The organism is Hansschlegelia beijingensis (assembly GCF_014196425.1).
Taxonomy (GTDB): Bacteria; Pseudomonadota; Alphaproteobacteria; order Rhizobiales; family Methylopilaceae; genus Methylopila; species Methylopila beijingensis.
This window is the reverse complement of sequence record NZ_JACIDR010000005.1, coordinates 61,597-88,432: the sequence shown is the minus strand read 5'-3', so window position 1 is coordinate 88,432 and position 26,836 is coordinate 61,597. Positions and strand designations below refer to the sequence as shown.

26 protein-coding genes are annotated in these 26,836 nt (G+C 68.8%); 5 read left to right on the top strand and 21 right to left on the bottom strand.

Features of this window, described 5'->3' with window-relative positions:
• The first annotated feature begins 28 nt into the window (after positions 1-28).
• Both GGR24_RS14605 and GGR24_RS14600 read left to right on the top strand, forming a co-directional pair.
• The gene (locus tag GGR24_RS14605; protein WP_183396113.1) at positions 29-808 is read left to right on the top strand and encodes a hypothetical protein; all 780 of its coding nucleotides are present in this window, start codon (positions 29-31) and stop codon (positions 806-808) included.
• Positions 796-1,500, top strand: a complete 705-nt coding sequence (locus tag GGR24_RS14600) for a GNAT family N-acetyltransferase (RefSeq protein ID WP_183396112.1) — start codon at positions 796-798, stop codon at positions 1,498-1,500. The genes GGR24_RS14605 and GGR24_RS14600 overlap by 13 nt, the downstream gene beginning before the upstream one ends.
• 29 nt (positions 1,501-1,529) lie before the next feature.
• Here GGR24_RS14600 and GGR24_RS14595 read toward each other — a convergent pair whose 3' ends face one another.
• From GGR24_RS14595 to GGR24_RS14585, 3 genes are all read right to left on the bottom strand, one after another.
• Complete coding sequence (locus GGR24_RS14595; RefSeq protein ID WP_183396111.1) at positions 1,530-2,024, bottom strand: Hsp20/alpha crystallin family protein; 495 nt, start codon at positions 2,022-2,024, stop codon at positions 1,530-1,532.
• A gap of 97 nt (positions 2,025-2,121) precedes the next feature.
• Positions 2,122-3,516: an L-serine ammonia-lyase gene (locus tag GGR24_RS14590; protein WP_183396110.1), complete on the bottom strand. Its 1,395-nt coding sequence runs from the start codon at positions 3,514-3,516 to the stop codon at positions 2,122-2,124.
• A 125-nt stretch (positions 3,517-3,641) separates the two neighbouring features.
• A complete protein-coding gene (locus tag GGR24_RS14585; RefSeq protein WP_183396109.1) occupies positions 3,642-4,784 on the bottom strand; it encodes a 2-aminoethylphosphonate--pyruvate transaminase in 1,143 nt (380 codons plus the stop codon).
• A gap of 135 nt (positions 4,785-4,919) precedes the next feature.
• Between GGR24_RS14585 and GGR24_RS14580 the strand changes: the two genes are divergently transcribed.
• Positions 4,920-5,444 (top strand): RNA pyrophosphohydrolase, encoded by a 525-nt coding sequence (locus tag GGR24_RS14580; RefSeq protein WP_183396108.1) that lies wholly within the window; start codon positions 4,920-4,922, stop codon positions 5,442-5,444.
• 65 nt (positions 5,445-5,509) lie between these two features.
• Here the strand turns inward: GGR24_RS14580 and phnE (GGR24_RS14575) are convergent, their stop codons facing one another.
• From phnE (GGR24_RS14575) to phnC, 4 genes are read right to left on the bottom strand one after another with little or no spacing between them, the layout of a single operon-like run.
• Positions 5,510-6,337: a phosphonate ABC transporter, permease protein PhnE gene (gene phnE / locus GGR24_RS14575; protein WP_428978233.1), complete on the bottom strand. Its 828-nt coding sequence runs from the start codon at positions 6,335-6,337 to the stop codon at positions 5,510-5,512.
• A 41-nt stretch (positions 6,338-6,378) separates the two neighbouring features.
• On the bottom strand, positions 6,379-7,272 hold the full coding sequence (phnE, locus tag GGR24_RS14570) for a phosphonate ABC transporter, permease protein PhnE (RefSeq protein ID WP_183396106.1): 894 nt from the start codon (positions 7,270-7,272) through the stop codon (positions 6,379-6,381).
• 25 nt (positions 7,273-7,297) lie between these two features.
• Complete coding sequence (gene phnD / locus GGR24_RS14565; RefSeq protein ID WP_183396105.1) at positions 7,298-8,230, bottom strand: phosphonate ABC transporter substrate-binding protein; 933 nt, start codon at positions 8,228-8,230, stop codon at positions 7,298-7,300.
• Between the two features lie 48 nt (positions 8,231-8,278).
• Positions 8,279-9,091 carry a phosphonate ABC transporter ATP-binding protein gene (gene phnC, locus GGR24_RS14560; RefSeq protein ID WP_183396104.1) on the bottom strand — a complete coding sequence of 271 codons (813 nt, stop codon included), beginning with the start codon at positions 9,089-9,091 and terminating at the stop codon, positions 8,279-8,281.
• A 325-nt stretch (positions 9,092-9,416) separates the two neighbouring features.
• Between phnC and GGR24_RS14555 the strand changes: the two genes are divergently transcribed.
• Positions 9,417-10,310: a LysR substrate-binding domain-containing protein gene (locus GGR24_RS14555; RefSeq protein ID WP_183396103.1), complete on the top strand. Its 894-nt coding sequence runs from the start codon at positions 9,417-9,419 to the stop codon at positions 10,308-10,310.
• A gap of 22 nt (positions 10,311-10,332) precedes the next feature.
• Here GGR24_RS14555 and phnY read toward each other — a convergent pair whose 3' ends face one another.
• The 13 genes from phnY to GGR24_RS14490 form a co-directional block, all read right to left on the bottom strand.
• A complete protein-coding gene (gene phnY, locus GGR24_RS14550; RefSeq protein WP_183396102.1) occupies positions 10,333-11,784 on the bottom strand; it encodes a phosphonoacetaldehyde dehydrogenase in 1,452 nt (483 codons plus the stop codon).
• Positions 11,785-11,789: 5 nt separating this feature from the next.
• Entirely contained in the window at positions 11,790-13,034 is a 1,245-nt protein-coding gene (phnA, locus tag GGR24_RS14545) for a phosphonoacetate hydrolase (protein ID WP_183396242.1), read from the bottom strand.
• A 16-nt stretch (positions 13,035-13,050) separates the two neighbouring features.
• Positions 13,051-14,160 (bottom strand): phosphonoacetaldehyde reductase, encoded by a 1,110-nt coding sequence (locus GGR24_RS14540; RefSeq protein WP_183396101.1) that lies wholly within the window; start codon positions 14,158-14,160, stop codon positions 13,051-13,053.
• 122 nt (positions 14,161-14,282) lie between these two features.
• Positions 14,283-15,209: a fumarylacetoacetate hydrolase family protein gene (locus GGR24_RS14535; RefSeq protein ID WP_183396100.1), complete on the bottom strand. Its 927-nt coding sequence runs from the start codon at positions 15,207-15,209 to the stop codon at positions 14,283-14,285.
• A gap of 175 nt (positions 15,210-15,384) precedes the next feature.
• On the bottom strand, positions 15,385-16,773 hold the full coding sequence (locus GGR24_RS14530; protein WP_183396099.1) for an alginate export family protein: 1,389 nt from the start codon (positions 16,771-16,773) through the stop codon (positions 15,385-15,387).
• A gap of 7 nt (positions 16,774-16,780) precedes the next feature.
• Positions 16,781-18,376 (bottom strand): MFS transporter, encoded by a 1,596-nt coding sequence (locus GGR24_RS14525; RefSeq protein WP_183396098.1) that lies wholly within the window; start codon positions 18,374-18,376, stop codon positions 16,781-16,783.
• 139 nt (positions 18,377-18,515) lie between these two features.
• On the bottom strand, positions 18,516-19,358 hold the full coding sequence (locus tag GGR24_RS14520) for an alpha/beta fold hydrolase (protein ID WP_183396097.1): 843 nt from the start codon (positions 19,356-19,358) through the stop codon (positions 18,516-18,518).
• 99 nt (positions 19,359-19,457) lie between these two features.
• Positions 19,458-21,380: an amidohydrolase gene (locus GGR24_RS14515; RefSeq protein WP_246398532.1), complete on the bottom strand. Its 1,923-nt coding sequence runs from the start codon at positions 21,378-21,380 to the stop codon at positions 19,458-19,460.
• Positions 21,381-21,516: 136 nt separating this feature from the next.
• Positions 21,517-21,987, bottom strand: a complete 471-nt coding sequence (locus tag GGR24_RS14510; RefSeq protein ID WP_428978232.1) for a Rid family hydrolase — start codon at positions 21,985-21,987, stop codon at positions 21,517-21,519.
• A gap of 56 nt (positions 21,988-22,043) precedes the next feature.
• Positions 22,044-22,697: a hydrolase gene (locus GGR24_RS14505; protein ID WP_343066268.1), complete on the bottom strand. Its 654-nt coding sequence runs from the start codon at positions 22,695-22,697 to the stop codon at positions 22,044-22,046.
• Between the two features lie 43 nt (positions 22,698-22,740).
• A complete protein-coding gene (locus GGR24_RS14500) occupies positions 22,741-23,091 on the bottom strand; it encodes a response regulator transcription factor (RefSeq protein ID WP_343066267.1) in 351 nt (116 codons plus the stop codon).
• A gap of 161 nt (positions 23,092-23,252) precedes the next feature.
• Positions 23,253-23,888: a response regulator transcription factor gene (locus tag GGR24_RS14495; protein WP_183396093.1), complete on the bottom strand. Its 636-nt coding sequence runs from the start codon at positions 23,886-23,888 to the stop codon at positions 23,253-23,255.
• Positions 23,885-25,426 carry an ATP-binding protein gene (locus GGR24_RS14490; RefSeq protein WP_183396092.1) on the bottom strand — a complete coding sequence of 514 codons (1,542 nt, stop codon included), beginning with the start codon at positions 25,424-25,426 and terminating at the stop codon, positions 23,885-23,887. Before GGR24_RS14490 ends, GGR24_RS14495 begins: the two co-directional genes overlap by 4 nt.
• Positions 25,427-25,806: 380 nt before the next feature.
• Between GGR24_RS14490 and GGR24_RS14485 the strand changes: the two genes are divergently transcribed.
• The gene (locus GGR24_RS14485) at positions 25,807-26,367 is read left to right on the top strand and encodes a GNAT family N-acetyltransferase (protein WP_183396091.1); all 561 of its coding nucleotides are present in this window, start codon (positions 25,807-25,809) and stop codon (positions 26,365-26,367) included.
• A 91-nt stretch (positions 26,368-26,458) separates the two neighbouring features.
• Here the strand turns inward: GGR24_RS14485 and GGR24_RS14480 are convergent, their stop codons facing one another.
• Positions 26,459-26,665 (bottom strand): hypothetical protein, encoded by a 207-nt coding sequence (locus tag GGR24_RS14480; RefSeq protein WP_183396090.1) that lies wholly within the window; start codon positions 26,663-26,665, stop codon positions 26,459-26,461.
• Between the last annotated feature and the right edge of the window lie 171 nt (positions 26,666-26,836).

Genomic DNA, 26,836 nt, shown 5'->3' with positions numbered 1-26,836 from the left:
CGCGCGCCTCGCGTCGCGAGATGTGCGGATGATGGACAGAGCGCCGGCGGCTGATCTCGATGCACCGACTGTAGGGCTGACCGAGGCGGCCGTCGACGCCGGCTGGCTGGCGCGCGTCCGCGCCGAGCCCGTCGCGCGGCCTGAGCCGCCGCAGCCCCGCACGTGCTGGTCGCCGCTTCCCAACCGATGGATCCTTGAGGGCGGGCTGAGGGCTTTCCGCGAGGACCTCGCCTGCGCCGGGCGTTCGACCGCGGCGCTGAAGCTCCTGGCGGCCATCGCCATTGCGGCGGATAGCGAAAGATTCATGGCGCCGGATCGCATGTTCGCGGCGCAGATCACGCATGACGAACTCAACGCGCTCGCCGGCCTTTCCCGCCCGCTGGTCGTCGCCGCCAAGAAGTTCCTGTCGGCGCGAGGGCTTGTCGAAACGGACCAGGACGCGTCGACGGGCCGGACCATCTACGTTCTCCGGGGCCTCGGCTCGACGTTCGGCAGCATCCATCACGCCGGGGCGCCCGCCCGCGAGTCGGCCGTCGGCATCGCCGGCCTGCGAAAGCTGTCGTGTCGACGGGCGAGCAGCCTTCGCGCGATGAAGGTCTACATGCTGCTGAGCGCTCTTCGCCGCGGCGAGGTGGACAGCGTCGTCACGAACCGGGCCGAGATCGTCGACCTCACGGGGCTCCGCGAGGCCCATGTCGAGAGCTCCCTGGCAGAGCTCAAGAAGCGCAAGATGATCACGATGGACCCTCGCTCCGCGCGGGTCAGCGCCGACGCGGGTCGTTTCATGGTGCGCACATGCCCGTTGTGAGCAGGGCGCCCCAGCGCAGGCAGCCGGTTCCGGACACGCCGGCTCGCCGGCCGTCTCCGTCGGCGCTGTCGGGCCGCTACGTCCGCATCGGTCCGACTGTCCCGAGACGCGACGCCGCCGACCTCTTTCCCGAGATCAGCGGGCCGTCGGCCGAGCCGCTGTTCAGATATCTCCCTTCGGGGCCGTTCGCGGACGAGGCCGCGCTGCAGGCCGACATCGCGGCGGCGTCCGCATCGCTCTCGACCGTCACCCTAGCGATCCGCGACGCCGCGACCGGCCGGACCGTCGGGCGCGCCTCCTATGTGCGGATAGAGCCGGAGCATCGCTCGATCGGGATCGGCGGCGTGCTGTTCACGCCGCTGCTCGCCCGCACCTCCGGCGCGACCGAGGCCATGTATCTGATGGCCCGCCACGTCTTCGAGGATCTGGGTTACCGACGCTACGAGTGGACCTGCGACGCCCTGAACGCGCCCGCCCGGGACGCCGCGCTTCGCTTCGGCTTCCGGCCCGAGGGCGTGTTCAGGAAGAACGTGATCGTCAGGGGACGCAGCCGCGACACGGCGGTGTTCGCGATCGTGGACGACGAATGGCCTCGGGTCAGGGCGGCCTTCCAGGCATGGCTCGATCCGGCGAACTTCGACGCCCGCGGCGTCCAGATCGCAAGGCTCGGCGAGATCAGGGAGAGGCTCTGACGCTTGCGGGCTGGGCGGCCGACGTCCGGTTAGCTCGCGGATTTGACCTCGATCTTCTGCGGCTCCTTGGCCTCGCTGGTCTTCGGCAGCCTGATGGTCAGCACTCCGTTGCGGTGATCAGCTTCGATCCCGCTGGCGTCGACATCGTCCGGAAGTCGGAAACTGCGGCGGAAGGAGCCAAAAGACCGCTCCGAGAACTGCAGTCCGGCTTCGTTCTTGTCGACCTCGCGCTTCTTCTCTCCCTTGATGACGAGCATTCCGCCGGCGACCGAGACGTCGACCTGGGAAGGATCGAGCCCCGGAACTTCGGCGGTCAGCTTGTACTCGTCCTTGGTCTCGGCGACCTCTATGGCCGGCGCGAACACCGGCTGGCCGAGCGCGCCTTCGAAGAAGCGCTCCATCGTCGGCAGCTCCATCGCGGAGCCCATCCGGTCGAGCAGCCGGTCGAACTCGCGCAGCAGGCTTCGGCGGGTCGACGCAGGGGCCAACTGAGACATCGTCGTCTCGACAAGTTCCTTTGACATGGCTTCGCCTCGCATCCGCGGCCTGGGGAGGCCGCGCGTCTGCAATTGAGGCTGGTCCCGAACCGCCTGCCTTGATCTGCCGCAATAGGAGCCGGGCTCAGCACTCCGGCAGGTTGACCGCGAGGCCGCCGGTAGAGGTCTCCTTGTACCGGAGGCTCATGTCCTGCCCTGTCTGCCGCATGGTTTCGATGCAGGCGTCGAGCGGAATGATGTGGGAGCCGTCGCCGCGCAGCGCGAGCGAGGCTGCGGCGACGGCCTTCACGGCGCCGATGCCGTTCCGCTCGATGCAGGGAACCTGCACGAGGCCACGCACCGGATCGCAGGTCATGCCGAGATGGTGCTCGAGCGCGATCTCGGCGGCGTTTTCGATCTGGTCGTTGCGGCCGCCGAGCGCAGCGCAGAGGCCGGCGGCGGCCATCGCGGCGGCCGAGCCGACCTCACCCTGGCAGCCGACCTCCGCGCCGGAGATCGACGCGTTGGTCTTGATGATCCCGCCGATCGCCGCCGCGACGAGAAGGAAGTCGCGCACGCCCTGCGCGGTGGCGCCGACGCAGTGGTCGCGATAGTAGCGGATGACGGCCGGCGTGACGCCCGCGGCGCCGTTGGTCGGCGCGGTGACGATGCGGCCGCCCGCGGCGTTCTCCTCGTTCACCGCCATCGCGTAGACGAGCAGCCACTCGGTGGCGCTGTGCGGCTGCACGCTGTTGCTGCCCCGTTCGGCGAGCAGCGTCCGGTGTATCGCGCAGGCGCGGCGCCGGACGTTCAGGCCGCCGGGCAGCACGCCGTCAGTCGCGAGGCCCCGGTCGATGCACTGGTCCATGACCGACCAGATCCGGTCGAGCCCTGCGTCCAGATCGCCATGGCCCGCCGCCATCTCGTTGGCGCGCTTCATCGCGGCGACGCCGAGGCCGGACGCCTCGCCCATAGCAAGCATCTCCGCTGCGGTCGCAAACGGATAGGGCCGGCTCGCGCGAGCGTCGTCGCTCTCGATCTTGGCCTGAGCGATCTCGCGGTCGGTCATCACGAAGCCGCCGCCGATCGAATAGTACGTCTGCGTGAAGCAGAGACCGCCGGCGGCGTCGAAGGCGCGGAACACAAGGCCGTTTGCGTGGCCGGGCAGGGGCGGGCCGTAATCGAAGATCACGCCGCGCTGCGGGTCGAGTTCCAGCGCGCCGACCCCGGGGACGTCTATCCGGCAGGCGTCGGCCAGCGCCGCCAGCCGCCGCTCGGCCTCGTCCGGATCGAGCGTTTCGGGGCTGAAGCCGAGCAGGCCGAGAAGGACGGCGCGATCCGACGCGTGGCCCTTGCCCGTATAGGCGAGGCTGCCATGCAGGCTTGCCTCCAGCCGGGCGGGGGCGCCGGCGCCCGGCGCGCGTCGCGAGCCGCCCCGCAGGGCGTCCAGAAACCGCGCGGCGGCCAGCATCGGCCCCATCGTGTGCGAGCTCGACGGCCCGACGCCGATCTTGAAGATGTCGAAGACGCTGAGAAACACGGTGCTTCCGGGCTGTCGGGATTCGCGAGGCCTGAAGGTCCGGAGCGAATTCCGCAGCCGTTATAGCTGCTTCCGGCATGGCGGTCAGCCGGCGCCGTGCAGAGCCGCCCGTCCTCGATGTCATGTCAGGCCGCGGTCCTCAGCCCCGCTCCCATTTCCAGGAGCGTGTCCTTCACGGCGGCGACGAAGGCCGCCATGTCGGCCGCATGGAGTTCGCCGATGCAGCCGACACGGAAGGTGTCGGCGACGGTCAGCTTGCCGGGGTAGATCACGAAGCCCCGGTCCCTCAGCGCGTCGTAGAAGCGCTGGAACACGAAGCGCTCGTGCTCCGGCGTCCGGAAGGTGACGATGATCGGCGCTTGCAGGGTCTCCGGAAGCAGCGTCCGGAAGCCGAGCCTGCCCATCCCTTGGATCAGGATGCGGGCGTTCTCGGCGTATCGCCGGCCGCGCCCCGCGGTTCCGCCTTCGGCCCAGAATTCCTCGAGCGCCTGATGCAGCGCCGCGATGACGTGGATCGGCGGCGTGAACCGGTACTGGCCGCTGCTGGACAGCGCCTGGTGCTGGTCGAACAGGTCGAGCGTCAGCGTGGTCGCGTTTCCCTTCGTCGCCTCCAGCGCGGACTTGCGCGCCAGCACGAAGCCGAGCCCCGGCACGCCCTGGAGGCACTTGTTCGAGGAGGCCGCGACGGCGTCGAAGGCGACCTCGCGGGCGTCGAGCTCCAGCGCGCCGAACGCGCTCATGGCGTCGATCAGCAGGCGCCGGCCGTGGCGCTCCACCACCGCCGCCACCGCCTCGACCGGATTGCGGATGCCGCTCGTGGTCTCGCAGTGGACGATGAAGACGTGTGTGATCGCCGCGTCGGCCGCGAGCATCGCGTCGATCTCGCCGGGCTCCGGCGGAACGTCCTCCGTCGTCTCGTAGACCACGCTGGCGCGCCCCGCGATGTCGAGGATCGTCCTGGCGCGGCGGCCATAGGCGCCGTTCACGAGCACCAGCGCCTTGCCGTCGCGCGGCACGAAGCTCGTCAGCATCGCCTCGATCGCGAAGGTGCCGGAGCCCTGCATCGGCACGGCGACGAACGCGCCTTCGCCGAGGATCACCCGCGGAAGAGTTTCGAGCACCGCCCTGTTGATCGCGATGAAGCGGGCGTCGCGCGAGCCCCAGTCGTGAACCATGGCCTCCTTCACCGAGCGGGAGGTCGTCAGCGGACCGGGCGTCAGAAGAAGCGGATCGCCTGTCGTCGAGGATGCGGGTTTGGTTGAGGACATCGGGACACTCGCGGCAGGAGAGGGCGCGACGGGGCGACGGGAACGTGAAGAGATGCGCCGGGCTGGACGCGTCGTCCAGGCGGCTGGCATGACGGACCGCCACAGGCGGGCGACGCTGGGCTGACAGGGAGCGCCATGGCGCTGCAGGAGCATGATGGCGGGCGGGGCGATCGCGCCTACCGCCCCAATGTCGGGGTGGCGCTGTTCAGCGCCCGCGGCCTTGTGCTGATCGCGCGGCGGATCGGCGACGACGGCCCGGAGACCATCTCGCCCGGCCATGAGTGGCAGATGCCGCAGGGCGGGATCGATCCGGGAGAAACTCCGGAGGCGGCCGCCTGGCGCGAGCTCGCGGAGGAGACCGGCGTGACCCGGGCGTCGCTGCTCGCCGTTCATCCCGAGACGCTGAGCTATGACTTCCCGCCCTATGACGGTCCGCCCCACAGGCTGTCGCGCTTCCGGGGCCAGCGGCAGCGCTGGTTCGCGATGCGCTTCGAGGGAACGGACGACGAGATCGACGTCACGCGGTCCCCGGCCGGCGTCCCGCAGGAGTTCTCCGACTGGCGCTGGGAGAGGCTGGAGACGGCGGTCGAGCTGGTCGTGCCGTTCAAGCGGGCGGTTTACGCCGAGATCGGACGAGCGTTCCGGCGCTTCGCGGCCTGAACGCCCGCCCGCAACGCCTTGAGGCCGCGGAGTTCGGTCCAGGGCGTGCGTTCCGGCCAGGCGGATCATCCGAGCGGCGCCGCCCTGCGGCCCACGAGCGCCGTGCGCAACCGCGTCGAGACGACGTCGATCACCGTCACCGCCGCCAGGATCATCAGCACCAGGAACGAGACGTCCTGCAGGTTCAGCACGCGGATCTGCTCGGCGAGATGCACGCCGATCCCGCCTGCGCCCACGATGCCGATGATGGTCGCCGAGCGGGTGTTCGACTCGAAATAGTAGAGGCACTGGCCGCCGATCACCGGCAGCACCTGCGGCAGGACGCCGAACCGCACCTGCTGCATACGGCTTCCGCCGGACGACGCGACGCCGTCCACCGGCCTGCGGTCGGCGGTCTCGATCGCCTCCGAGAACAGCTTGCCGAGCGCGCCGAAATCCGAGCAGGCGATGGCGAGCAGGCCGGCGAAGGGCCCGAGGCCGACGACGCTCACCCACAGCAGCGCCCAGATCAGCGTGTCGACCCCGCGGATCACGTCGAGGACGCGCCGGGCGCCGAAATGCACGAACACGTTGGGGATGACGTTCTTGGCCGCGAGGAAGGAGAAGGGGAACGCGAGCAGCGCCGCGCTCAGGGTGCCGAGGAAGGCGATCGCGACCGTCTCTCCGAGCGACTGCAGATAGATCCAGAAGCGCCCGCCCGCCGACGGGGGAAACATCATCAGCGAGAAGTCGGCGAGCCTTCCGAGCCCGGACAGGATGCGCGCGAGCGAGAAATCGAGCCGCCACATCGCGAAGCCGGTGAAGAGACCGACGGCGGCGGCGAGCAGCAGGAGGCCGGCGGCGCGTCGGCGGTTGCCGAAGCCGGCCGGATAGGCCGCCATCAGCCGCGCCATGTCCGCGACCGCGTCGGCGCGGACGCTCGGAACGGGGCCTTTCATTTCGGGCTCTCCACGGCGGCCAGCCGGTGGCGGATTCGTTCGTCCGCAATGTCGATCACGAACACGGTCGCGATGATCATCAGCAGGATCGCGCTGACGTCCGGGTAGTAGAACTGCCGGATGGCGGAGATCAGCTCCTGGCCGATGCCGCCTGCGCCGACGAAGCCCATCACCGAGGCCCCGCGCACGTTGATCTCGAACCGGAGCAGGGCGTAGGAGGCGAAGCCGGCCGCCACCTGGGGCAGCGCCGCGAAGCGCACCGCGTGGAGCCACGAGCCCCCGGAGGAGCGGACGCCCTCCACCGGCTTCATGTCGATGTTCTCGACGATCTCGAAGAACAGTTTTCCGAGCGCCCCGGCGGTGTGAAGCGCGATGGCGATCACGCCCGCCATCGGCCCGAGCCCGAACGCGATGACGAAGAGCAGCGCGAACACGACCTCCGGCACGGTGCGCAGGAACTCCAGCACGCGCCGCACGGCGAAGCGCGCCCAGGCGATCTCGCCGAGATTTCCGGAAGCCGTGAAGCAAAGGCAGACGGCGATCGCCCCGCCGACCAGCGTGCCCACATAGGCGATCAGCAGCGTCTCCACGAGGAGCCGCGTCCAGAGACCGACGTTCCAGTACCACTCGGCCAGGTCCCCGAAGAGGTTCGCCCAGGTCAGCGTCGGGGTGATGCGGCCGATGTAGCTCGTGAAGCGATACAGGTTGGCGGCGAGGTCGCCCGGCCGCACCTCCGCGGCCCATGCGGAGAGCAGGGCGCAGCCGAGAACCACGCCGAGCGCGGTCAGGCTGCGCCCCCGCCGCGCCGCGAGCGCGCGGTCGTAGCCGGCGAGCAGAGCCTGAGCCTGACCGCCCGGAAGGCTCGGCGCGACGGGGACGCGGTCCGTCATGATCTCGGGTCCCGGGCTGGGGGCGTCAGCCGGTCCTGCGGGCGCGGTCGTTGAACTTCAGCATCTCGATGACGCCGTCATATTCCTTCGCTTCCGTCGGCACGAACTCGATGTCCTTGCCGTCCGAGAGCGCTCTGAAGCCGGCCGCGTCCTTCTTCGGCATGTCGAGCATCGCCTGCTTGATCGCCTGCTTCAGCTCGGCCGGGAGGCTCGCCAGCACTGCGTAGGGATCGCCCGGCAGGAGATCGGTGCGGAACACGACGCGGAAGTCGTCAGGAGTGAGCGGCTTGCCGGCGGCGTCCTTGAGCATGCCCTTCTCGGCCATGCGGGTGACGTGGGTGTCGGTATCGGCGTACCAGGCGTTCGCCGCGACGTCGGCCGTGCCCTGGGTCAGCGCCAGCACCGCGTTCTCGTGGCTGCCGGCGAAGAACACCTTGCCGAAGTAGCTGTCGGTCTTGACGCCTTTCTTGTCGAGGAAGAAGCGCGGCGCGTTATTCCCCGAGGTCGAGTTCGGATCGACCAGGGCGAGCGTCTTGCCCTTGAGGTCCTCGAGCGTCCGATAGGGGCTGTCGGCGCGCACCAGCAGCACGGAGGTGTAGCCGGTGGAGCCGTTGTTGCGGCGGGCCCGCGTGATCGCCTCGGTCTCGACGCCGGTCATCAGCGCGCGGGCGTAGGAGGCAGGGCCGTAATAGGCGATCTGGATGTTGCCGGCGCGCTGGCCCTCGATGATCGCCGCGTAGTCGTTGGCGATGCGAAAGTCGACCTTCACGCCAAGCTCTTTGGACAGGTAGTCGGCGAGCTTGCTGTAGCGGTCCGTCGTGACCGACGGGTTCTCGGTCGGGATCGCGGCGAAGGTGAGCTCGGGATATTTCTCCTTCCAGCCCTGCGCCTGGGCTGCGGGCGGCGCCATGACGCCCGCCGCGAGCGCGGCCGCGATCAGGGTTCTGCGGTTGAGCATCGGATTGTCCTCGTCATGAAAGCCGCCGGCCAAGCCGGATGGATGGGCTCAGGCGACCGCCACGGCTCGCGCCAGGGCGGGGGACCGCGGTTCCGGAGCCGCCTGCCGCTCGCCCGCCGCGTCATCGGCTTCGATGCCGTAGAGCGCGCGGGCGACGTCGTCGGTGAGATCCCGGGGCGCGCCGTCGAACACCACGCGCCCCGCCGCCATCCCGACGAGCCGGTCGCAGTAGCTCCGGGCGAGGTCGAGTGAATGGAGGTTGCAGAGCACGGTGATGCCGTAGCGCCGGTTGATGGCGCCCAGCGCGTCCATCACGACGCGGGTGTTGCGCGGGTCGAGCGACGCGATCGGCTCGTCGGCGAGGATGATCTGCGGCTCCTGGACCAGCGCCCGGGCGATGGCGACGCGCTGCTGCTGGCCGCCGGAGAGGTTCTCCGCGCGCTCGGAGGCGAGATGCGCGATGTCGAACTGCTCGAGAGCCACGAACGCGATCGCGCGGTCCACGTCCGACCACAGGCGCAGCAGCGAACGCATCGCGGAGGCGTGGCTGAGCCGGCCCATCAGCACGTTCGTCAGCACGTCGAGCCGTCCGATGAGGTTGAACTGCTGGAAGATCATCGCGCAGTCGGCGCGCCAGGCGCGAAGCGCCGCGCCCTTGAGCGCCCCGACGTCGCGACCGTCGAAGCGGATCGTCCCCGCCGAGGGCGCGCTGAGCCGGTTGATCATCCGAAGAAGAGTGGATTTCCCGGCGCCGGAGCGTCCGATCACGCCGACGAAGGCCCCCATCTCGACCTTGAGGTCCACGTCCGCGACGGCGAGGTTGCTCCCGTATCGTCGTGTCAGGCCATTGAGTTCGAGCATTTCGATCCCGGAGCCGGAGTGACTTGCAGAGCGGCGATCAAGCGCTGCGCCAGGTTTGTGAGATCTTGGTTAGCGCTGCTGTATTACACCTTCGTGACAGTCTAAATCGACGCGATCTGGGGATAATTACTTGATAAAGCGGGCGCGAGCGGCCGCGTGGCCCACCCCCGGCCCGCGGTTTCAAAGATCCGGAGTGATCGTCCCGAGGCTTGCGAATGAGGCGGCGCCATCGCGGCCGCATCTCTGGCGCCTGACGTGGCGACTACGGCCGGCGCGCTGATGCGCCTCCAATTGATCGCTTAGACTTTTGCTATATGAAAAAGCTATGAGGTTCACGCAGCTCCGCTCGTTCCACGCCGTCGCCGCAGCGGAGAGCGTGACCGCCGCCTCCCAGCAGCTGAACGTCAGCCAGCCGACCCTGACGACTCAGGTCCGCGCGCTCGAGGAAGCGTATTCCGTCGAGCTGTTCATTCGCGCAGGCGGGCGCATGCGGCTGACGGAGGCCGGCCGGCAGCTCCAGCAGATCACGCGCCGCCTGTTCGCCGAGGAGGCCGACGCCCGGCACTTCCTGACCGAGAGCCGTGAGCTGAAGACGGGCAAGCTCAGGGTCGGCGCGGTCGGCCCGTTCCACGTGACCGAGATGCTGGTCGCGTTCCATGCGCGCTATCCGCAGATCGAGATCTCCGTCTCGGTCGGCAACTCGGTGGAGGTGCTCGAAAGCCTGCTCGACTTTCGCTCGGACGTCGCGGTGCTCGCCTATGTCGAGAACGACCCGCGCCTGTGGGTCCGGCAGTACAGCGAGGATCCGATCGTCGTCTTTGGTCGGCGCGACCACCCGCTCATGCAAGAGGCCGGCGGCCTGCGGATCGCGCAGCTTGACGGCCAGCCGATGGTTTATCGCGAGCGGGGATCGAACACCCGCCGCGCGAGCGAGGCGGCTCTCAGGACGGCCGGCGTCACGCCGCAGATCGTCATGGAGATTGGCAGCCGCGAGGCCGTGCGCGAGGCGGTGGCGAGCGGAGTGGGCCTCGGCTTCGTCTCGCTCGCGGAGTATGTGGGCGACGAGCGCCTGACGTGCCGCCCGATCGCCGACGCGAGCATCTTCAATCACGCCCATGTCGCCTGCGTCCGCGACCGCGTCCAGTCCCGGCTGATCGCCGCGTTCATGGAGGTCGCCGCCGCCTTGAGCGAAGCGCGCGAAGGCGAAGCGGGCAGGTGATCTCGAGGACCCTCGGGGGCGCTCACGCCGTCCAGGGCATCGACCATGTCCGGACATGGGTGAAGCTCTTCATGGCCTCCACCACGCCTTCTTTGTCGCCGAGGCCGGAATCCTTGATGCCGCCGAAGGGCGACATCTCGATCCGGTAGCCCGGCGCTTCCCACACGTTCACTGTCCCGACCTCGAGCTCCGTGACGAAGCGGTTGATGTAGTCGAGGCGGTCCGTGCACACGCCCGACGACAGGCCGTAGGCGGTCGAATTCGAGATGCGGATCACCTCCGCGATGTCGCCGGGGCAGCGGATGATCGGGATCACCGGCCCGAAGGTCTCCTCGCGCACCAGCTCGCAGTCATAGGGCACGTGATCGACCACGGTCGGGGCGAACAGCGCGCCCTGGCGCGGCGCGCCATGCAGCACCTCGGCGCCGAGCTCGACCGCCGCGTTGACCCTGTTCTCGAACAGGATGGCCGAGCGCTCGTTGATCACCGTGCCGACGTCGGTGGAAGGGTCGAGCGGATCGCCCGACTTCAGCGTCTTCGCTATCTCCGCCACGAGCTTCGAGAATTCGTCGGCGACGGCGTTCACCACGAGAATGCGCTTCACCGCCGTGCAGCGCTGGCCGGAGTTCCTGGTGGCGCCCGCCACCGCGAGCTCCGCCGCCTTGTCGAGGTCGGCGTCCTCCATGACGATCAGCGGGTCGTTGCCGCCGAGCTCCAGCACGACGCGCTTGTAGCCCGCGGTGTTCGCGATGTGCTTACCGACGCGCACAGAGCCCGTGAACGTCACGAGATCGGCGTCCGGGTCGGTGATCATGGCGTCGCCCATGGTGGAGGGGTTGCCGGTCACGACCGACAGCATCTCGGGCGGCAACCCCGCCTCGTACAGCACGTCGGCGAGCGCGAGAGCGGTCAGCGGCGTCAGCTCCGTCGGCTTCAGCACCACGCGATTGTTGGTCGCGATCGCCGGCGCGAGCTTGTGGCTCACCATGTTGAGCGGGTGATTGAATGGCGTGATCGCGGAGATGACGCCGAGCAAGGGCGTGCGCGTCGTGAAGATCTTGCGCGCCTTGCCCATCGGGGAGATGTCGCAGGCGTAGATCTCGCCGTCGTCCCTGATCGTGAGCTGCGCCGCGAACGACCAGACGTCATAGGCGCGCGAGGCCTCGTAAAGCCCGTCCTTCCAGCAGAGCCCTGTCTCGGCGACGATGAGGCGGGCGAACTCCTCCTTGCGGTCCCGCAGGATCTCGGCGGTTCTCTGCAGGATCTGCTGACGCTCGTAGCGGGTGAGCTTCGGCTTGAACGCGCGAGCCTTCGCGAAGGCGTCGCGCACGTGCTCCGGCCGCGCCGCCGGCACCGTGCCGACGACGGAGTTGTCGTAAGGGTGGAAGACCTCGACGATGTCGTCGGTCTGGACGAGCTTGCCCGCGATCCGCATGGCCTCGCGGCGGAAGGGCGGCTTGACGATGACGTTCATGGGCATCACCGGACCAGGTTGAGCGCGACGTCGAAGACGTCGAAATTGCGCAGGGTCCGCCCGGCCGGAACTTCGATCGGGCGGTTCGCGATCATCGGCACGGTCTGCTCGGTGAGGCCGCCGTGGCTGCGGAGCGGCTCGGTGAGGCCGGACAGATCGTGCTTCGCCGCCGACGCGCCGAGCGCCTTGTTGCGGTCGGAGAGCACCACGACGTCGCCGATGCGGTCCGCCGGCAGCTCGAAGCGCTCGCACGCCTCCTCGGCCGTGATCGCGACCGTTACGCCCTCGATCGCCCTGGCGACCTCGATCACGGCCGGCTTCATCGCCGCGTCGACATAGACGGTCGCGAACGAGCCGAGCGCGCCGTGATGGGCGACGTAGGGATCGGTGATCGGCAGGATCACCCGCGTGGCGCCCGCGCCGAGCGTCGCGTCCAGGATCTCCTGCAGGTAGATCACGGCGGGAGAGCCGTCCGGGAGATGCTTGTCGTTCATGCCGTGGTCGGCGGTCATGACGAGCGTGCAGCCTGTTGCGTCGAGTTCGCCGACATAGCGGTCGAACATCGCGTAGAAGGCGTTCGCGACCTCGGAGCCCGGTGCCGCCTTGTGCTGCACGTAATCCGTGGTCGAGAGGTACATGACGTCCGGGCGGAAGGTCTTCAGGAGCTTCACGCCGGCGGCGAACACGAACTCCGACAGGTCGGCCGAGTAAACCTCCGGCAGCGGCAGTCCGACGAATTCGAGCACGTTCTCGATCCCGTTTTCGACGAGATTCGCCTTGTCCGCCTTCTCCGACGAGAACGCGATCGCGGTTCCGTAGGTGAAATCGAGGCCCTTGCCGAGCAGGACGCGCAGCTTGTCCTTGGCGGTCACCATCGCGACCTTCATGCCGGCCTTCTGGAACGCGGCCAGGATGGTGGGCGCGCGCAGGAACCGGGCGTCGTTCATCATCACTTCGACGCCGGCGTCTCGGTCGTAGAAGAAATTGCCGGCGATCCCGTGCATCGCCGGCGGACGGCCGGTGATGATCGACAGGTTGTTCGGATTGGTGAAGCTCGGGATGACCGACAGCGCGGTCGTGTTCGCGCCGGTCTTCATCAGGCGGTCGAGGTTCGGGGCGAGGCCGGCCTCGATCGCGCGCTCGATATAGCCGGGCTCGGAGCCGTCGATGCAGATCACGACCACGGGCCGTTCCGGCCGCCTGTAGCTCCGGCCGTTCGCCACGACGTCGGCGCCGGTGTTGGCGTGCATGTTCATGATGCTCTCCTCAGGCGGCCGCCGCGAGCACGGCGTCGCGGCTGCCGATGAAGTTCAGGCCGCGCTCGCCCTTCAGGGCGTCTTCGATCGCCGCCAGCCAGTCATTCTGCGTCACTCCGTAATCCGTGGCGCGGGTGGCGACGCCGAGCGCCTTCAGGAAGGCCTCGAGCTTGTCGGCCCCCACGTGGAGATCGTGGCCGAAGATGCGCTGGAGGGTCGCGTCGCAAGCCGCGTTCCGGCCGATCACGCTGCGCATGACCGCCGGCAGGCTGAATGAGCAGGCGATGCCGTGCACCGTGCCGTGGTTCAGCGTGAGGTAGTAGGACAGCGAATGGGCGAGCGCCGTCTTCGTGTTCGAGAAGGAGAGCCCGGCGAAGAGGCTCGCCTGGGCCACGCGCACGCGCAGCGCCACGTCGTCGAGCCGGTCGAGCAGCTTCGGAAGTGCGTCGAGGATCTCGGTCGCGGCGAACACGGCGTGATTGGCCGAAACCGGATTGGCGTTGACGTTCCAGATGCTCTCAAGCGCGTGGCTGAGGGCGTCGAGGCCGGTCGACATGGTCAGGCCGCGGGGCGCGGCGAGCGACGCCTTCGGGTCGAGGATCGCATGCTCGGGATAGAGGTTCGGCCGGTTCAGCGAGTACTTCTTCCTGGCCTCGGTGTCCCAGACGGTCGCCCAGCTGGTGACCTCGCTTCCGGTGCCCGCAGTGGTCGGCACGGCGATGATCGGGGTCGCGCTCAGCGTCTCCGCTCCGGCGCGGCCTTCGAGGAACGCCTGAACCCGTCCGAAGTCTGAGCCGGCGGCGGCGAGCACCTTGGCGGTGTCGATCACGGAACCGCCGCCGAAGGCGACGATGACTTCCGGCGCCGTGGGCGCCGCGCCGTAGGAGCGGCAGGCGGTGCTCAGGCCGATGAAGCTCGGGTTCGGCTCGACGTCGCGCACCACCACCGCCGGCGCGCCGGCGGCCCGGGAGATCGCCTCGACCATCTCGTCGAAATAGGGGTGATCGTTATAGGTGAGCAGGCAGTAGCTGCGCCCCGCCACCTTCTCGCGGATCGCGGAGGCTGCGTCCTCCCCGAAGGTCACCCTGACCGGGTTCGCGTATCCCCACGCCGCCGACATCTCCGCTCCCCGACAAGGACTGTCGGGGAGAAAGGACAGCCAATCGCTGTCGCATTCCAATTGATAGTTGGAGCGACCGCCATACAGAAAAGCTATGCCGGACGCTTAGCCCCCCGCGCGGATCAGGTCAGCGTGAACCTGAGGTCGCCGAGGCCCTCGAGCGTCGACACGATCTCATCTCCCGCCCGCAGCCAGCGGCGCTCCTCCGGCGGGGCTTTCTCTCCGAAGATCACCCCCTGGGGCGTGCCGGTGAACATCACGTCGCCGGGCTTCAGCGTCATGATCCCGGACGCGAAGCTGATCAGCTGGCGGCAGTTGAAGATCATGTCGTTGGTCGACCAGTCCTGCCGGATCTGGCCGTTCACCACGGTCTTGAGCTTCAGGTCGTTGGGGTCCGCCACCCTGTCGCGGGTGACGAGCCAGGGGCCGATCGGCGCGAAGCCGTCGGACGTCTTGCCGATCATGAACTGCGAGGTCGCCGTCTGCAGGTCGCGCGCGCTGAAATCGTTGCCGGTGGCGTAGCCGGCGACGAAGTCGAGGGCGTTCTCCTCCGTCGCGTCGCGGCACTCCCGGCCGAAAACGATGACGAGTTCGGTTTCAAAGTCGAAATGGCGCGCCACCCGCGTGGGCAGCGCGATCGTGCCCCCATGGTGGTTGAGCGCGTTGTTGAACTTGTTGAACAGCGGCGGGATCTTCGGGATCGGCGTGCCGGTCTCGTGGGCGTGCTCCCGGTAGTTGAAGCCCATGCAGATGATCTTCTCCGGCCGCGTCACGAGCGGCGCGAAGGCCACGGCCGAAAGGTCGAGCAGGACGGCGTCGGCCGGCGCCGCCTTCGCGGCCTCGATGACCGCGCGAAGCTCCGCGCCGCGCCCATTCTGGAGGAGGTCGTCGACGTCGGTCGGCGCCGGAAGCCCGAAGGCCCGAGCCGTCGCGCCGACGTCCAGCACGCCCTGCTCGGTCTCGACGCCGAGCGCGTAACCTCCGTCCTGGCGGAGGTTCGCGATCCGCGCGCCGAGCGTCGCGACGTCGTCGAAATTCTGCTGCGCCATGGCTGATCCTCCTCGCGACGCGGGTCCCGCTCACCGGTTCCTACGCTGAACGGGAGCCTTGTCCACTCGCTCCACCATGACGGGAGAGGCAAAGAGGCCATCCGGGCGGCGTGAGGGCCAAGCGACGCCGGGGCGCAGGCCCGGCGCCGTCGCGGGCCGCAGTGCAGGACCGGTTCTAGTAACGGAACTGGATCTCTCCGCCGACGAAGCGGACGGTCTTTCCGGGGCCGGTCTCGCTCAGGAAGCGGCCGGGTTCGAAGACGGCGGAGGACAACTCGAGCGTGATGTTCCGCGTCGCCTCCCAGCCCAGAACGATCTCGGCCTGCGTCCCCACATAGCGCGCCCGGCTCCCGGCCGACGGGCGGATGAGGTTTCCGGGATTGCCGTAGACGCCGTCGTCGAGCGACTGGCGCCAGTAGAAGACGGCGGCCGCCGTCAGCGACCAGCCCGACCCGAGCGACACCCCGATGACCGGATGCAGGTTGATGAGGTTGGCGGGGCCGATCAGCCCGATCTCTCCGAAATACTTGCCCTTGGGGAACAGCGCGTTGAACGTGCCGAGGCGGCCGCCCGGCCCGCCGTCGCCGCTGATGACGTTGGCCTTGAGCTCGACGAACGGCCCAAGGGGAACTGTGGAGAAGGTGTAGCGGGTGTCCGTCGCCACCGACCAGGCGAAGATGCTCTCCCGGCCGAAGGAGCCGAGTTGCAGCATCGCCTCGTGGTTCCAGCTCCAGCCGTCGAGCGAGCCGAAAAACCGGGCCCCGAAGGTCTGCCGTCGCTCGTCGGCGACGCCGCTGTCAAAGCGCGCGTCCTCGCGCTCATATCCGATCCAGTAGAGATCGAGGCCGGCGTTCGGCGCGATTTCGGGCGAAGCGCGGGTGGCGTACAGGCCGTAGACCTTGCGGCCGAGGTCGGCGCGGTCGTCGAAGTCCCCCGGCGCGTTCGCGACGGGGCGATAGGCGAACGCGTCGGCGGTCCAGCCGCCGAGCTGCAGCCGCGCCCGCGCGCCGTCGAACGACAGCGGCACGTTCGGCCCGAAGCGCAGGCCGATCAGGCGCTCCGATCCGAAGGCGACCATCTGCCGGCCGGCCCGGACCGAAAGCTCGCCCGTGCCCGCCGGCCCGGCGAGCTCCGCGAAGCCTTGCAGGACCTCGAGCCCGGTCTCGTCCACCGGCCCCTCGGTCAGCGCGCTGCGGTCCGCCCACGCGCCCAGCGCCTGGCCGAAGACACGGAGGTGCGGCCCGAGACGGAGTTCCGCATAGGGCATGATCCGCGTCCAGCCGTACCCCTCGTCGGGCTTCGCGGAATCGAAATTGTTGTCGTAGCGCTCGAACCGGAGCCGCAGGTCGGCGCCCAGCGTCAGAAAGCTTGCTCCCGCGGCGTCGAGGGGCAGGAACTTGAACGACTCCCATGCCGCGCCGGTGCGGTTGGCCGGATCCCGGAGGGCGCCCCAGTCCTCGTCCGCCCGGTTGTTCGAGAAGGACGGCGGCTCGGCGGCCGCCGGGGCGGCGACCGCCGCGCCGACGACGGCCGCCGCGGCGGCCGTCCGGAGGGCGCGGAGCACGGTCCCGTCAGCCCGCCGCGACGGTCTTCAGGTCGAGGCCAAGCAGGTGGCGCACGACCGGAGCCCCGGGACCGACATGGAAGCGCCGGGTCGCCTGCTGCAGGTCCGCGTCGGCGTTGGAGACGCGCTTGTGCTGGCGAAGGTGCTCGGCCCAGCTCTCGACCAGGAACCACTCGACGATCTTCTCCGGATCCTCGGCGTCCTCCGTCACGCCGCACGCATAGGCGCCGTCGCGCCGCCTTTCGTCGGCGAGCCTCGCCATGGCCTCGAGAAACCCGACCCGGTCCTCCCGGCGCACCCGGTACTCGATCTGGATCAGCACCGGGCCGCGGTCGTGCTCCACGGGGGCGGCCGTCAGGGGCTCCGGCCAATGGTTCGAGGGCGTGAGGTCCGTCTCGCCCTTCGGCAGCGCGCGGCGACGCAGCAGCAGGCCTGCGGCGGCAAGGCACGCGGCCGCGACCAGCAGGGTCGACGCGACGCCGAGGCGATAGGCGACCAGACCCCACAGGACGCTCCCGCCCGTCATCGCCCCGTTGAAGACCGTGAGATAGACGGCGAGCCCACGCCCGCGCACCCAGTTCGGCAGGATCGCCTGCGCGGCGCCGTTCAGCGTCGTCAGCGCGACGATCCAGGCGACGCCGAGCAGCAGGAGGCCGGCGAGGGCGACGGGCTTCGGGGGCGCGAAGGAGAGGCCGGCCATCACCAGGGCCGCGACGATCGCGGCGGACAGCAGCAGTCCGTCCGCTCCGAGCCGGGCGCGAAGGCTCGGCATCACCAGGGCGCCCAGGATGGCGCCGAGCCCCACCGCGCCAAGCAGCAGACCGTAGAAGCTCGCGTCGCCCCCCAGCAGGCTGCGGGCGACCAGCGGCAGAAGCGCCCAGACGGCGCTGGCGCAGGCGAAGAAGATGCCGGCGTGGAACAGCACGCGATGCAGTTCGCGGCTCGCCTTGGCGTAGCGAAGCCCCGCCCGGAAGGCGCCCGGGAAGCGCTCGGCGAGAACGTCCTCGGCCGCCTTCGGCCGCGGCCACCAGAGCAGGGCGGCGATCACCAGCAGATAGGAGGCGACGTCGACGCCATAGGTCGCTGCGGCGCCCGCGACGCCGAGCAGGACGCCGCCCGCGGCCGGCCCGATCGAGCGTGCGACGTTGATGCCGAGCGAATTCAGCGCCACCGCGTCGCGGAGCTCTCCCCGCGGCACGAGCTCGGGCACGATCGACTGCCAGGTCGGGCCCATCAGGGCCGCGCCGACGCCGCCCACGAAGGTGAGCGCGACGAGGGAATAGACCGTCAGGCCGCCCGAAGCGGCAAGGATTGCGAGCGTCAGGCTGGTCGTCCCGAGCAGCGCCTGGATGGCGATCAGGAGCTTTCGGCGGTCGATGATGTCGGAGAGGACGCCGGCGGGGATCGCCAGCAGGAAGATGGGCAGCGTCGCGGCCGCCTGCACCAGCGAGACCGCGACGGGCGAGGCCGCGAGGTCCGTCACGAGCCAGGCGCTCGCGACGTCGCGCATGAAGGATCCGATGTTGCCGACGACCGTCGCGACCCACAGCACGACGAAGATGGGCCGGCGAAGAGGAGCGAAGGCGTTCTGGGTCTGGGTCATGGCGGTCTCGTTCCGCGTGTTCCGCCGCCCGTCCTTTCCCGGCTTGCCCGGGAGAGGACGGCCAGTTCATCGGACGCCGCGTGACGGAGGTCCGAACGCCCCCGGACGGGCGAGGGCGGACAGCGACGGCGGCGGGCTGTCAGGACTGCACGAAGGCCAGCAGGTCCGCGTTGAGGACGTCTGCGTTGACGGTCAGCATGCCGTGGGAGAGGCCCGGATAGGTCTTCAGGGTCCCGTTCTTCAGCAGCTTGACCGATAGCCGCGCCGAGGCGTCGATCGGCACGATCTGGTCGTCCTCGCCGTGCAGCACCAGCGTCGGGACCGAGATCGCCTTCAGGTCCTCGGTCTGGTCGGTCTCCGAGAACGCCTTGATGCCGTCGTAGTGCGCTTTGGCCGAGCCCGTCATGCCCTGCCGCCACCAGTTCTGGATCACCCCCTCGTCGACCTTCGCGCCGGGCCGGTTGAAGCCGTAGAACGGGCCGGACGGAAGATCGCGGAAGAACTGGGCGCGGTTCGCCGCAGTGGCGGCGCGCAAGCCGTCGAACACCTCGACCGGCAGGCCGCCGGGGTTCGCTTCGGTCTTCAGCATGATCGGCGGCACCGCGCTGACCAGCGCCGCCTTGGCGACGCGGCCCTGCGGCTCTCCGTGGCGGGCGACATAGCGCGCGACCTCGCCGCCGCCGGTCGAATGGCCGATGTGGATCGAATTCCTCAGGTCGAGATGCTCGGCCACCGCCGAGGCGTCGGCGGCGTAGTGGTCCATGTCGTGGCCGTCCCAGACCTGCGCGGAGCGCCCGTGGCCCCGGCGGTCATGCGCGATGACGCGATAGCCCTTCGCCAGGAAGAACAGAAGCTGCGCGTCCCAGTCGTCAGATGACAATGGCCAGCCATGATGGAACATGATCGGCTGCGCGTCTTTCGGACCCCAGTCCTTGTAGAAAATGTCGACCCCGTCTTTGGTCTTCACGAATGCGCTGGTCATAGTGTGTCCTCCATGAGGGCGGGTGGCCGACGAAATCTTTGCGTCTGCGGCTCCGGAAGTAAAAGAGACGAGTGCGACGGAGCGTCGGAGCCGCTTGTTTCACACCGCCCAGCATGCGCAGCCGAGCGCGCCCCAGAACGCCTTGAGATCGGCGACGGGCAGCCGGCCGGACGCTGCGCGGGCATGGGCGTGGCCATGCACGCCGCAGGCGGTGGCGCAGCCGCAGGCGACCGACTGGAGGCGAAGCGCGCTGTCCTTCCTGGCTTCCGCCTTCCAGGCGCCGTAGCCGCCATAGGCGCGCACTGGCGACCAGTCCGGCATGGCCGGGGGAACCTCGGTCTCGTCGAGCTTCGCGAAGTCCGCCTTGGCGAAAACGACCTTGCCGCCGACGGCGGTGAGGTCGGAGGTGATCGCCGAAATCTCTTCGGGCGCGCAGGCGAAATAGTCCCGGTCGGGCACGATGAAGTCGGCCAGCATGCCGGGCGCGATGCGGCCCTTCTTGCCCTCTTCGTTCGAGAACCAGGTGACGTTCTCGGTCCACATCCTGAGCGCCGTCTCGCGGTCGAGAAGGCTGCGGGAGGGATAGAGCTTCAGACCGCCGACGGTGCGGCCGGTCGCGAGCCAGGACAGCGAGACCCACGGATTGTACGAGGCGACGCGGGTCGCGTCGGTGCCGGCCGAGACCTTCACGCCCTTGTCCAGCATCCGCGCGAAGGGCGGCGTTTCTTCCGCGGCCTCGGCGCCGTAGCGCTCGACGAAGTATTCGCCCTGATAGGCCATGCGGTGCTGGACCGCGACGCCGCCCCCGAGCGCCGCGACCCGGTCGATCGAGCGCTCCGAGATCGTCTCGGCGTGGTCGAAGAACCAGTTCAGGCCCTTCAGCGGGATCTCCTGGTCGACCGTCTCGAACACGTCCAGCGCGCGCGAGATCGTCTCGTCATAGGTCGCGTGCATCCGCCACGGCCAGCGGTTTTCGGCCAGCACGCGGACGACGCCCTCGAGGTCAGCCTCCATCTCGGCCGGCAATTCGGGCCGCGGCTCGCGGAAATCCTCGAAATCGGCGGCGGAGAAGACCAGCATCTCGCCAGCGCCGTTGTGGCGGAAGTAGTCGTCGCCCTGCCGGTACCTGGACGTCCTGGTCCAGGCGAGGAAGTCCTCCTTCTCCTGCTTCGGCTTCTGGGTGAAGAGGTTGTAGGCGAGCCGGATGGTGAGCTGGCCTTCGTCGGCGAGCTTCTGGATGACCGCATAGTCGTCCGGATAGTTCTGGAAGCCGCCGCCCGCGTCGATCGCGCCCGTGACGCCGAGGCGGTTCAGGTCGCGCATGAAGTGGCGCGTCGAGTTGACCTGGTGCTCGAGCGGCAGCTTCGGACCCTTGGACAGCGTCGAATAGAGGATGCCGGCGTTCGGTCTTGCGAGCAGCAGACCGGTCGGCTCTCCCTTCGCGTCGCGGGTGATCTCGCCGCCGGGCGGGTTCGGCGTGTCCTTGCCGTAGCCCACCGCCCGCAGCGCCGCGCCGTTCAGCAGCGCGCGGTCATAGAGGTGGAGGATGAAGACGGGGGTCTCCGGCGCGACCTGATTGAGCTCCTCGATGGTCGGCAGGCGCTTTTCCGCGAACTGGTTCTCGGTGAACCCGCCCACGACCCGCACCCATTGCGGAGGCGGGGTGATGGCGACCTGCGCGCGCAGCATGTCCATCGCGTCCTTCAGCGACGGCACGCCGTCCCAGCGCAGCTCCATGTTGAAGTTGAGCCCGCCGCGGATGATGTGGAGGTGGTTGTCGATGAGGCCCGGCAACACGCGCCGGCCCTTGAGATCGACGACCTTCGTGTCCGGCCCGCGATGGGCCATGACCTCAGTCTCGCGGCCGACCGCAAGGAAGCGTCCGTCCCGGATCGCGAACGCCTCGGCGGTCGGCGCCGAACGGTCGAGCGTCGTCACGAGGCCCTTGATCATGATGAGGTCTGCGTTCGTCGCGTCGGTCATGTTCGTCCCTTCGGCGGGCGCGGCCCGCGCCGGCGACATGAGGCCTGCGGCGAGAGCGGCGGCGGCCGCGCCGAAGCTCGCTTCGCGGCGCGTCGGGCTCATGGGCGTGTCTCCGGTTCAGCGGAAAAGCGAGGGTCGGCGAGAGCGCCGCCAGCAGGGCGCGCCCTCGCCGTGGTCAGGACGAGGCGCCGCCGCCGAGGACGGCGCGGAACGTGATCTCGACGAGCTGCTCGGGCATGGCGAGCCGCGGCGTGGCGACCAGCGTGCTGGCGCAGCGCGGCATGTCGGTCCGGTAGGCTTCTTTTCTGACCTGGGGCGCGGTCGCAAAGGCCTCGTCCATGTCGAGGACGAAAAGCGTCTCCTCGACGACGTCGTCGAGGCTCGCGCCGAACCGCTCCAGCAGACGCGACGCGTTCGCGTAGGTCTGTCGGATCTGCTGCTCCATGCCCGAGACGTCGATGACCTTGCCGGCGTCGTCGAGCCCGGCGGGCCCGACGATCCGGCCCTCGTCGTCATGGCCGAGCTGCCCCGAGAGGTAGATCGTGTCTCGGTACTGGACCGCCTGATAGTATCCGAAGAGCTTTTCCCAGGGCATGCCGAGGTTTTCGAGCCGCCTGACGCGCGCGTCGCCGCGATCGGTCATCATCGTCCTCCCATTTCGACTGTGTTCTCACCGCGCAGGCGGCGTCCCGGCGCGGGGCTCTAGTGGCCGCCTTCGGAGGCGCCGAACATGGTCTTGGCGTAGACGATCCCGAGCCCGTAGGCGCCGCCGTACTTCTTCGCGACGCCGGTGGTGAAGTCGTAGGTCTCGGCGCGGGCCCAGTCGCGCTGGAGCTCGAGGATGTACTGGAGCGAGGTCATCGGGCGCACCCCCGCCTGGATCATGCGCTCCATGGCGCGCTCATGCGCCTCGTCCGAGACGTCGCCGCAGGCGTCGGCGATGACATAGGCCTCGAAGCCCTGGTCGAGCGCCGAAAGCGTCGGGCCGACGATGCAGACCGACGTCCAGAGGCCCGCGAAGACGAGACGCGTCTTGCCGATACGATTCACCTCCTCGATGACGGCCGCGTCCTCCCAGGTGTTCATCGAGGTGCGGTCGAGCAGCTTCTGGCCCGGGAACGCGTCGGTGATCTCGGAGAACATCGGACCCGAGAAGCTCTTCTCCGCGACCGTGGTCAGAATGGTGGGCACGCCGAAGCCCTTCGCCGCATGGCTGATGAGGGCGGCGTTGTTGCGCAGCGCGACCGCGTCGATCGACTTGGTCGCGAACGACATCTGCGACTGAAAGTCGATGAGGATGAGCGCGTGGTTTGCCGGCGAGACGAGACTGGAGCCGGGCGTCGGGGTGGCGGTGATGGTCATGGTCAGCTCCATGTCTGGCTGAAAGGGGCGGTCGCGCTCAGCGGAGCGGTCCGCCCTGAGAGGCGGCGACGCAGGCTGCGAGTTCGCCGGGAGAGACCGGCTTGGTCAGATAAGAAAATATTCCGGCGTCCAGCGCCTGCCGGCGGCCGGCTTCGGTTGGATAGGCGGTCATGAGCGCCATCGGGATCGGCGCGCCGGCGGCAAGGAGGCGACGGCGGAGATCGAGCCCGGTGATTTCCGGCATGCGCTGATCCGCAATCAAGAGACCCGTCCTCCCGAGTTCATCCGACGCGAGAAACTCCGCGGCGCTGGCGAAGCCGACGGCGTCGTGGCCCATTGAACGGAGCAGTCCCGTCACGGCGGCGCGCGAGGCGCCGTCGTCGTCCACGACAGAAATCAGCAAAGCCACGCGGGTCGCGCCTCGATGGGCCCGATCCTTTCCGCGATGGCGGATCCGATCGAACGTGCGCGAATGAAAGCCGGCGAAAAGGTTGGCTTCAATTATACGGTGGCGCCGACGGCCTAACCCGAGTTCGGCGGCCGGTGCGGTCAGCCGGCTGCCGGCCGGTTTGGATCAGACAACAGGCGGTCCCAGAACCGCACCAGGTCGGGGAGGGTGGTCGCCTGCATCTTGCGCATGATGTGGCCGCGGTGAACCTTCACCGTGATCTCGCTCAGTTCGAGCTCGGCCGCGATCTGCTTGTTGAGCTTTCCGGTCGCCACCAGCGCCATGACTTCGCGCTCGCGTGGCGTGAGCGCGTTGAAGCGGTCTCTTAGCGTCTGCGCCTCGGCCAAGGCCGACCGCCGCGCCCGGTCCATCTCGAGCGCGCGGTGAACCGCGTCGAGCAGATCCTGCTGCCGGAAGGGCTTCGTCAGGAACTCGACGGCGCCGGCCTTCATCGCGGCGACCGACATCGCGATGTCGCCATGCCCGGTGATGAAGACGATCGGTAGCGACCGGCCGGTGAGCGCGAGCTCACGCTGGAACTCGATCCCGCTCTGGCCCGGAAGCCGGACGTCCAGCACGATGCAGGCCGCCGCGTTCCCGGGGTCGGCCAGCGCGAACGCCTTCGTGGACGCGAAGGTCCGCACGTCCTGCCCGACGGAGCGGAACAGGTTCTCGAGCGAGGCGCGGACCGCCGCGTCGTCGTCGACCACGAACACGATCGAGCCGGAGTGGGTCATGATCCCGCGATCCCTGGCGCGTGGTCGTCGGCCGCTGGCAGGGCGACCGTGAATGTCGAGCCCGCCGTACCGTTCGCGGTCGCCCAGATCCGTCCGCCATGCGCCTCGACGATCGAGCGGCAGATCATCAGGCCCATGCCAAGTCCCGCAGGCTTCGTGGTGACGAACGGCTCGAACAGGCGCGAAGCGTCTTCGGCGCCGAGCCCTTCGCCCGTATCGGTGACCTCGATCAGCACGTCGTTCGGCCCCCGCGCGGCCGTCCTGATCGAAAGGATTTTCGGCCGATCCGCCACATCGGTCATCGCCTCGACGGCGTTCGTGGCGAGGTTCGAGACCACCTGCTGAAGCTGGACGGCGTTGCCGACGACCGGCGGCGCCCCCTCGGCCAGATCGACCTGCACGGCGGCGCCGCCGAGGCGAGCATGGCGACGGATCTCGGGCAGCATTTCGGTGACGACCTCGTTCAGGTCCAACATGACCCGCTCGCGCGTGTCCTTTCTGAACAGGGTCCGGATCGCCTCGATCACCTTGCCGGCCCGATGCCCCTCCGACGCGATGAGGTCGAGCGCCCCCCTGCATTCCGTCACGTTCGGCTCGGGTCTGTCCAGCCATAGCAACCCGGCGTCGGCGTTCGTGACCATGCTCGCCAGCGGCTGGTTCAGCTCGTGCGCGATCGAGGCCGAGAGCGCCTCCAGGCTGGCGAGGCGCATCTGGTTGGCGCGCCGTTCCACGACGATGGAGCGCACGAGATGCGCGTAAAGCGCGGTGGTCTCCCACATCATCTGGAACAGCACGACGCTGGCGGCGGCGAGGCCGAAGCCGCGCCCTGCCCACCAGCCGACGCTCAGCCGCCCGGAGCTGATGAACGACAGCAGCACGATCTCGAGCAGCAGCGCGAAGAGAACGACGAGCAGCCACAGATCGAGCACCGAACGAGGGCCCCTCAGGAGGGCGACGATCGCGGCCACGTAGAGCACGACCGACGCGCCGGCCACGTAGGTCCAGAGGCTGGACGCCTCCATTCTGCCGGCCATCAACTTCGGCATGTTCTGGTCATGCGCGACGATGACGGCCGTCACGACGATCGTGCCCGCGCAGACCAGAAAGACCGCGCCCGCAATCGCGCGCCGGCCTGACCAGATCCGAAGGCTTCCCTGCGGAAACCGAGCGCCGCGCAGCAGCGCGTAGGCGAGCACGAAGACCGGAAACCCGCATCGCCGGAGCGCCGCGATCGCCGCGGTGGTCTGCTGGCCGGCGTCCAAGAGTCCGTGCTCCGCGAACACCCCCGGGAACGTCAGCGCCCAAGGAACCGCGAGCAGCCCGACGAACAGATAGCCGATCGCGAGAAAAAGAACTCCCGGCGCGGGCTGGGCCGAAAACAGGGCGAGCAGAAGGGCGGCCGTGAGGACGTCATTGATCAGAATGGCTGTCGCGTAGGCCGGCAGCGCGGCTTCCGTGCCCGGCAACTGAACGCGGGCGAAGGGCAGGGCGGCGAAGAACGCGAGAAGAAGGGCGGCCGCCACCCAGAGGGCGAGCAACGTCTGTGCTCGTGTCGGAGGTCGATCGTGCAGCAGCATCGGGAGTCGACCGCCTGCTCGGCCTGGCGTGGCTCGTCAGCCATACCTACCAGACGCCGGCTGTCGATTGTCGAGCCGGCGTAGTGAAACGTTCGTGTGCCGTCGAGGCGTTGAACGGCGCAGGCGGAATCGGCCGACTGTGTAGGTCGGTCTCCGACCGACACGGAGCACATGGCCCGTATCGTCCCGCAATTGGCTCCGCCCGATCCTCCCATCCATCGGAGTGGGGATTGACCTCCGGGTTCCCCCGGAGGCGAGGGGCCCTCACTTCCGCCTCAGGAGAGTCTCAGGGTCGGGGCGACGTGCGCCGCTGGCCCGTTACTCAAGGCGGAGCGGGAATATTGCTAAGGCTGTTCACCCCTCGTCTGGTGTTGCGCACCCCAAGTCCCGATGATCTCAGCGGTTATCTGGCCTATCGCAACGAGCTATCGGGCCTGGCCACGCAGATGATGGCGGCCGTGGATGCGGATCGCGCTCTGACGTTTCTCGATACGCAGTCCAGCCTGGGGGAAGATGCCTGCGGATGGAGAATGTTCGCGGTCGAGCGCCGCGAAGAACCCGGCATTGTGGGGGAGGTCGGGGTCTTCAGCTCTGCTGAGCGTCCACGTGAGGGCGACCTGGGTTGGTGGTTGAATCCCGTCCACCAGAAGCAGGGTTTTGCAACCGAGGCCGTACAGGCCTTGATTGGCTGGTGTTTCTCCGGCCGAGACCTCCATCGCGTCACTGCACATTGTCTTCGGACCAACGACGCGTCCCGCCGCCTGATGGACCGGGTGGGGATGCGATTGGAGAGCCAGTCCGTGGAGAGCCGATGGCTTGGCGGACGCTGGCACGACGAACTCGGATACGCGCTCCTGCAGCGCGAGTGGGCGGCGCGGCGGCCAGATACGGCCGCCCTCTGAGGTCTGTCGCGGGCTCAAACCGCCGCTCCTGACCCGGAGGGCGGCGAGGCGAAGGTCTTCGAAGATCGGCTCGTCGGATGTCGTCGTGGCCTCAGGGCCTGCGGCGCAGGCTCCGGTAAAAGCGCAGCCAGGCGTCCCGCATCTGTGGCCAGAAGGCCAGGAAGGCGATGCCGAGCGCCAGCAGCAGGACTGCGACGAAGGCGTTGACGGCGCCGAAGTTGACGGCGTCGCGGGCGACGAAAACCGCCGTGACCCAGCTCGCCACCACAAACGACAGCCTTACGAACCAGTCCAGCATGCCCCATCTCCCAAGCAGGCGCCTCGGCCTGGAAAGTCCGTCGCGGCCTCGGACGGCCGTGGGAAAGCCGTTGCGGCATAGATGATGCCGCCGTCCGCAGCGTTCAAATCATGTGACCAGCGTCACCTGGAGGCGGATGACCGAACCGAGTTCCTTCTCTGACATCAAGGA

Bases quoted from the DNA above. Each gene is read 5' to 3' on its own strand.
- GGR24_RS14520 (WP_183396097.1), bottom strand. From the start codon at position 19,358: ATGACCAGCGCATTCGTGAAGACCAAAGACGGGGTCGACATTTTCTAC.
- GGR24_RS14605 (WP_183396113.1), top strand. From the start codon at position 29: ATGATGGACAGAGCGCCGGCGGCTGATCTCGATGCACCGACTGTAGGG.
- GGR24_RS14555 (WP_183396103.1), top strand. From the start codon at position 9,417: ATGAGGTTCACGCAGCTCCGCTCGTTCCACGCCGTCGCCGCAGCGGAG.
- GGR24_RS14535 (WP_183396100.1), bottom strand. From the start codon at position 15,209: ATGGCGCAGCAGAATTTCGACGACGTCGCGACGCTCGGCGCGCGGATC.
- phnE (WP_183396106.1), bottom strand. From the start codon at position 7,272: ATGACGGACCGCGTCCCCGTCGCGCCGAGCCTTCCGGGCGGTCAGGCT.
- phnD (WP_183396105.1), bottom strand. From the start codon at position 8,230: ATGCTCAACCGCAGAACCCTGATCGCGGCCGCGCTCGCGGCGGGCGTC.
- GGR24_RS14495 (WP_183396093.1), bottom strand. From the start codon at position 23,888: ATGACCCACTCCGGCTCGATCGTGTTCGTGGTCGACGACGACGCGGCG.
- GGR24_RS14525 (WP_183396098.1), bottom strand. From the start codon at position 18,376: ATGACCCAGACCCAGAACGCCTTCGCTCCTCTTCGCCGGCCCATCTTC.
- GGR24_RS14540 (WP_183396101.1), bottom strand. From the start codon at position 14,160: ATGTCGGCGGCGTGGGGATACGCGAACCCGGTCAGGGTGACCTTCGGG.
- GGR24_RS14585 (WP_183396109.1), bottom strand. From the start codon at position 4,784: ATGTCCTCAACCAAACCCGCATCCTCGACGACAGGCGATCCGCTTCTT.
- phnY (WP_183396102.1), bottom strand. From the start codon at position 11,784: ATGAACGTCATCGTCAAGCCGCCCTTCCGCCGCGAGGCCATGCGGATC.
- GGR24_RS14480 (WP_183396090.1), bottom strand. From the start codon at position 26,665: ATGCTGGACTGGTTCGTAAGGCTGTCGTTTGTGGTGGCGAGCTGGGTC.
- phnE (WP_428978233.1), bottom strand. From the start codon at position 6,337: ATGGCGCGGCTGATGGCGGCCTATCCGGCCGGCTTCGGCAACCGCCGA.
- GGR24_RS14510 (WP_428978232.1), bottom strand. From the start codon at position 21,987: ATGATGACCGATCGCGGCGACGCGCGCGTCAGGCGGCTCGAAAACCTC.
- GGR24_RS14600 (WP_183396112.1), top strand. From the start codon at position 796: ATGCCCGTTGTGAGCAGGGCGCCCCAGCGCAGGCAGCCGGTTCCGGAC.
- GGR24_RS14515 (WP_246398532.1), bottom strand. From the start codon at position 21,380: ATGTCGCCGGCGCGGGCCGCGCCCGCCGAAGGGACGAACATGACCGAC.
- GGR24_RS14595 (WP_183396111.1), bottom strand. From the start codon at position 2,024: ATGTCAAAGGAACTTGTCGAGACGACGATGTCTCAGTTGGCCCCTGCG.
- phnA (WP_183396242.1), bottom strand. From the start codon at position 13,034: ATGCACGCCAACACCGGCGCCGACGTCGTGGCGAACGGCCGGAGCTAC.
- GGR24_RS14580 (WP_183396108.1), top strand. From the start codon at position 4,920: ATGGCGCTGCAGGAGCATGATGGCGGGCGGGGCGATCGCGCCTACCGC.
- phnC (WP_183396104.1), bottom strand. From the start codon at position 9,091: ATGCTCGAACTCAATGGCCTGACACGACGATACGGGAGCAACCTCGCC.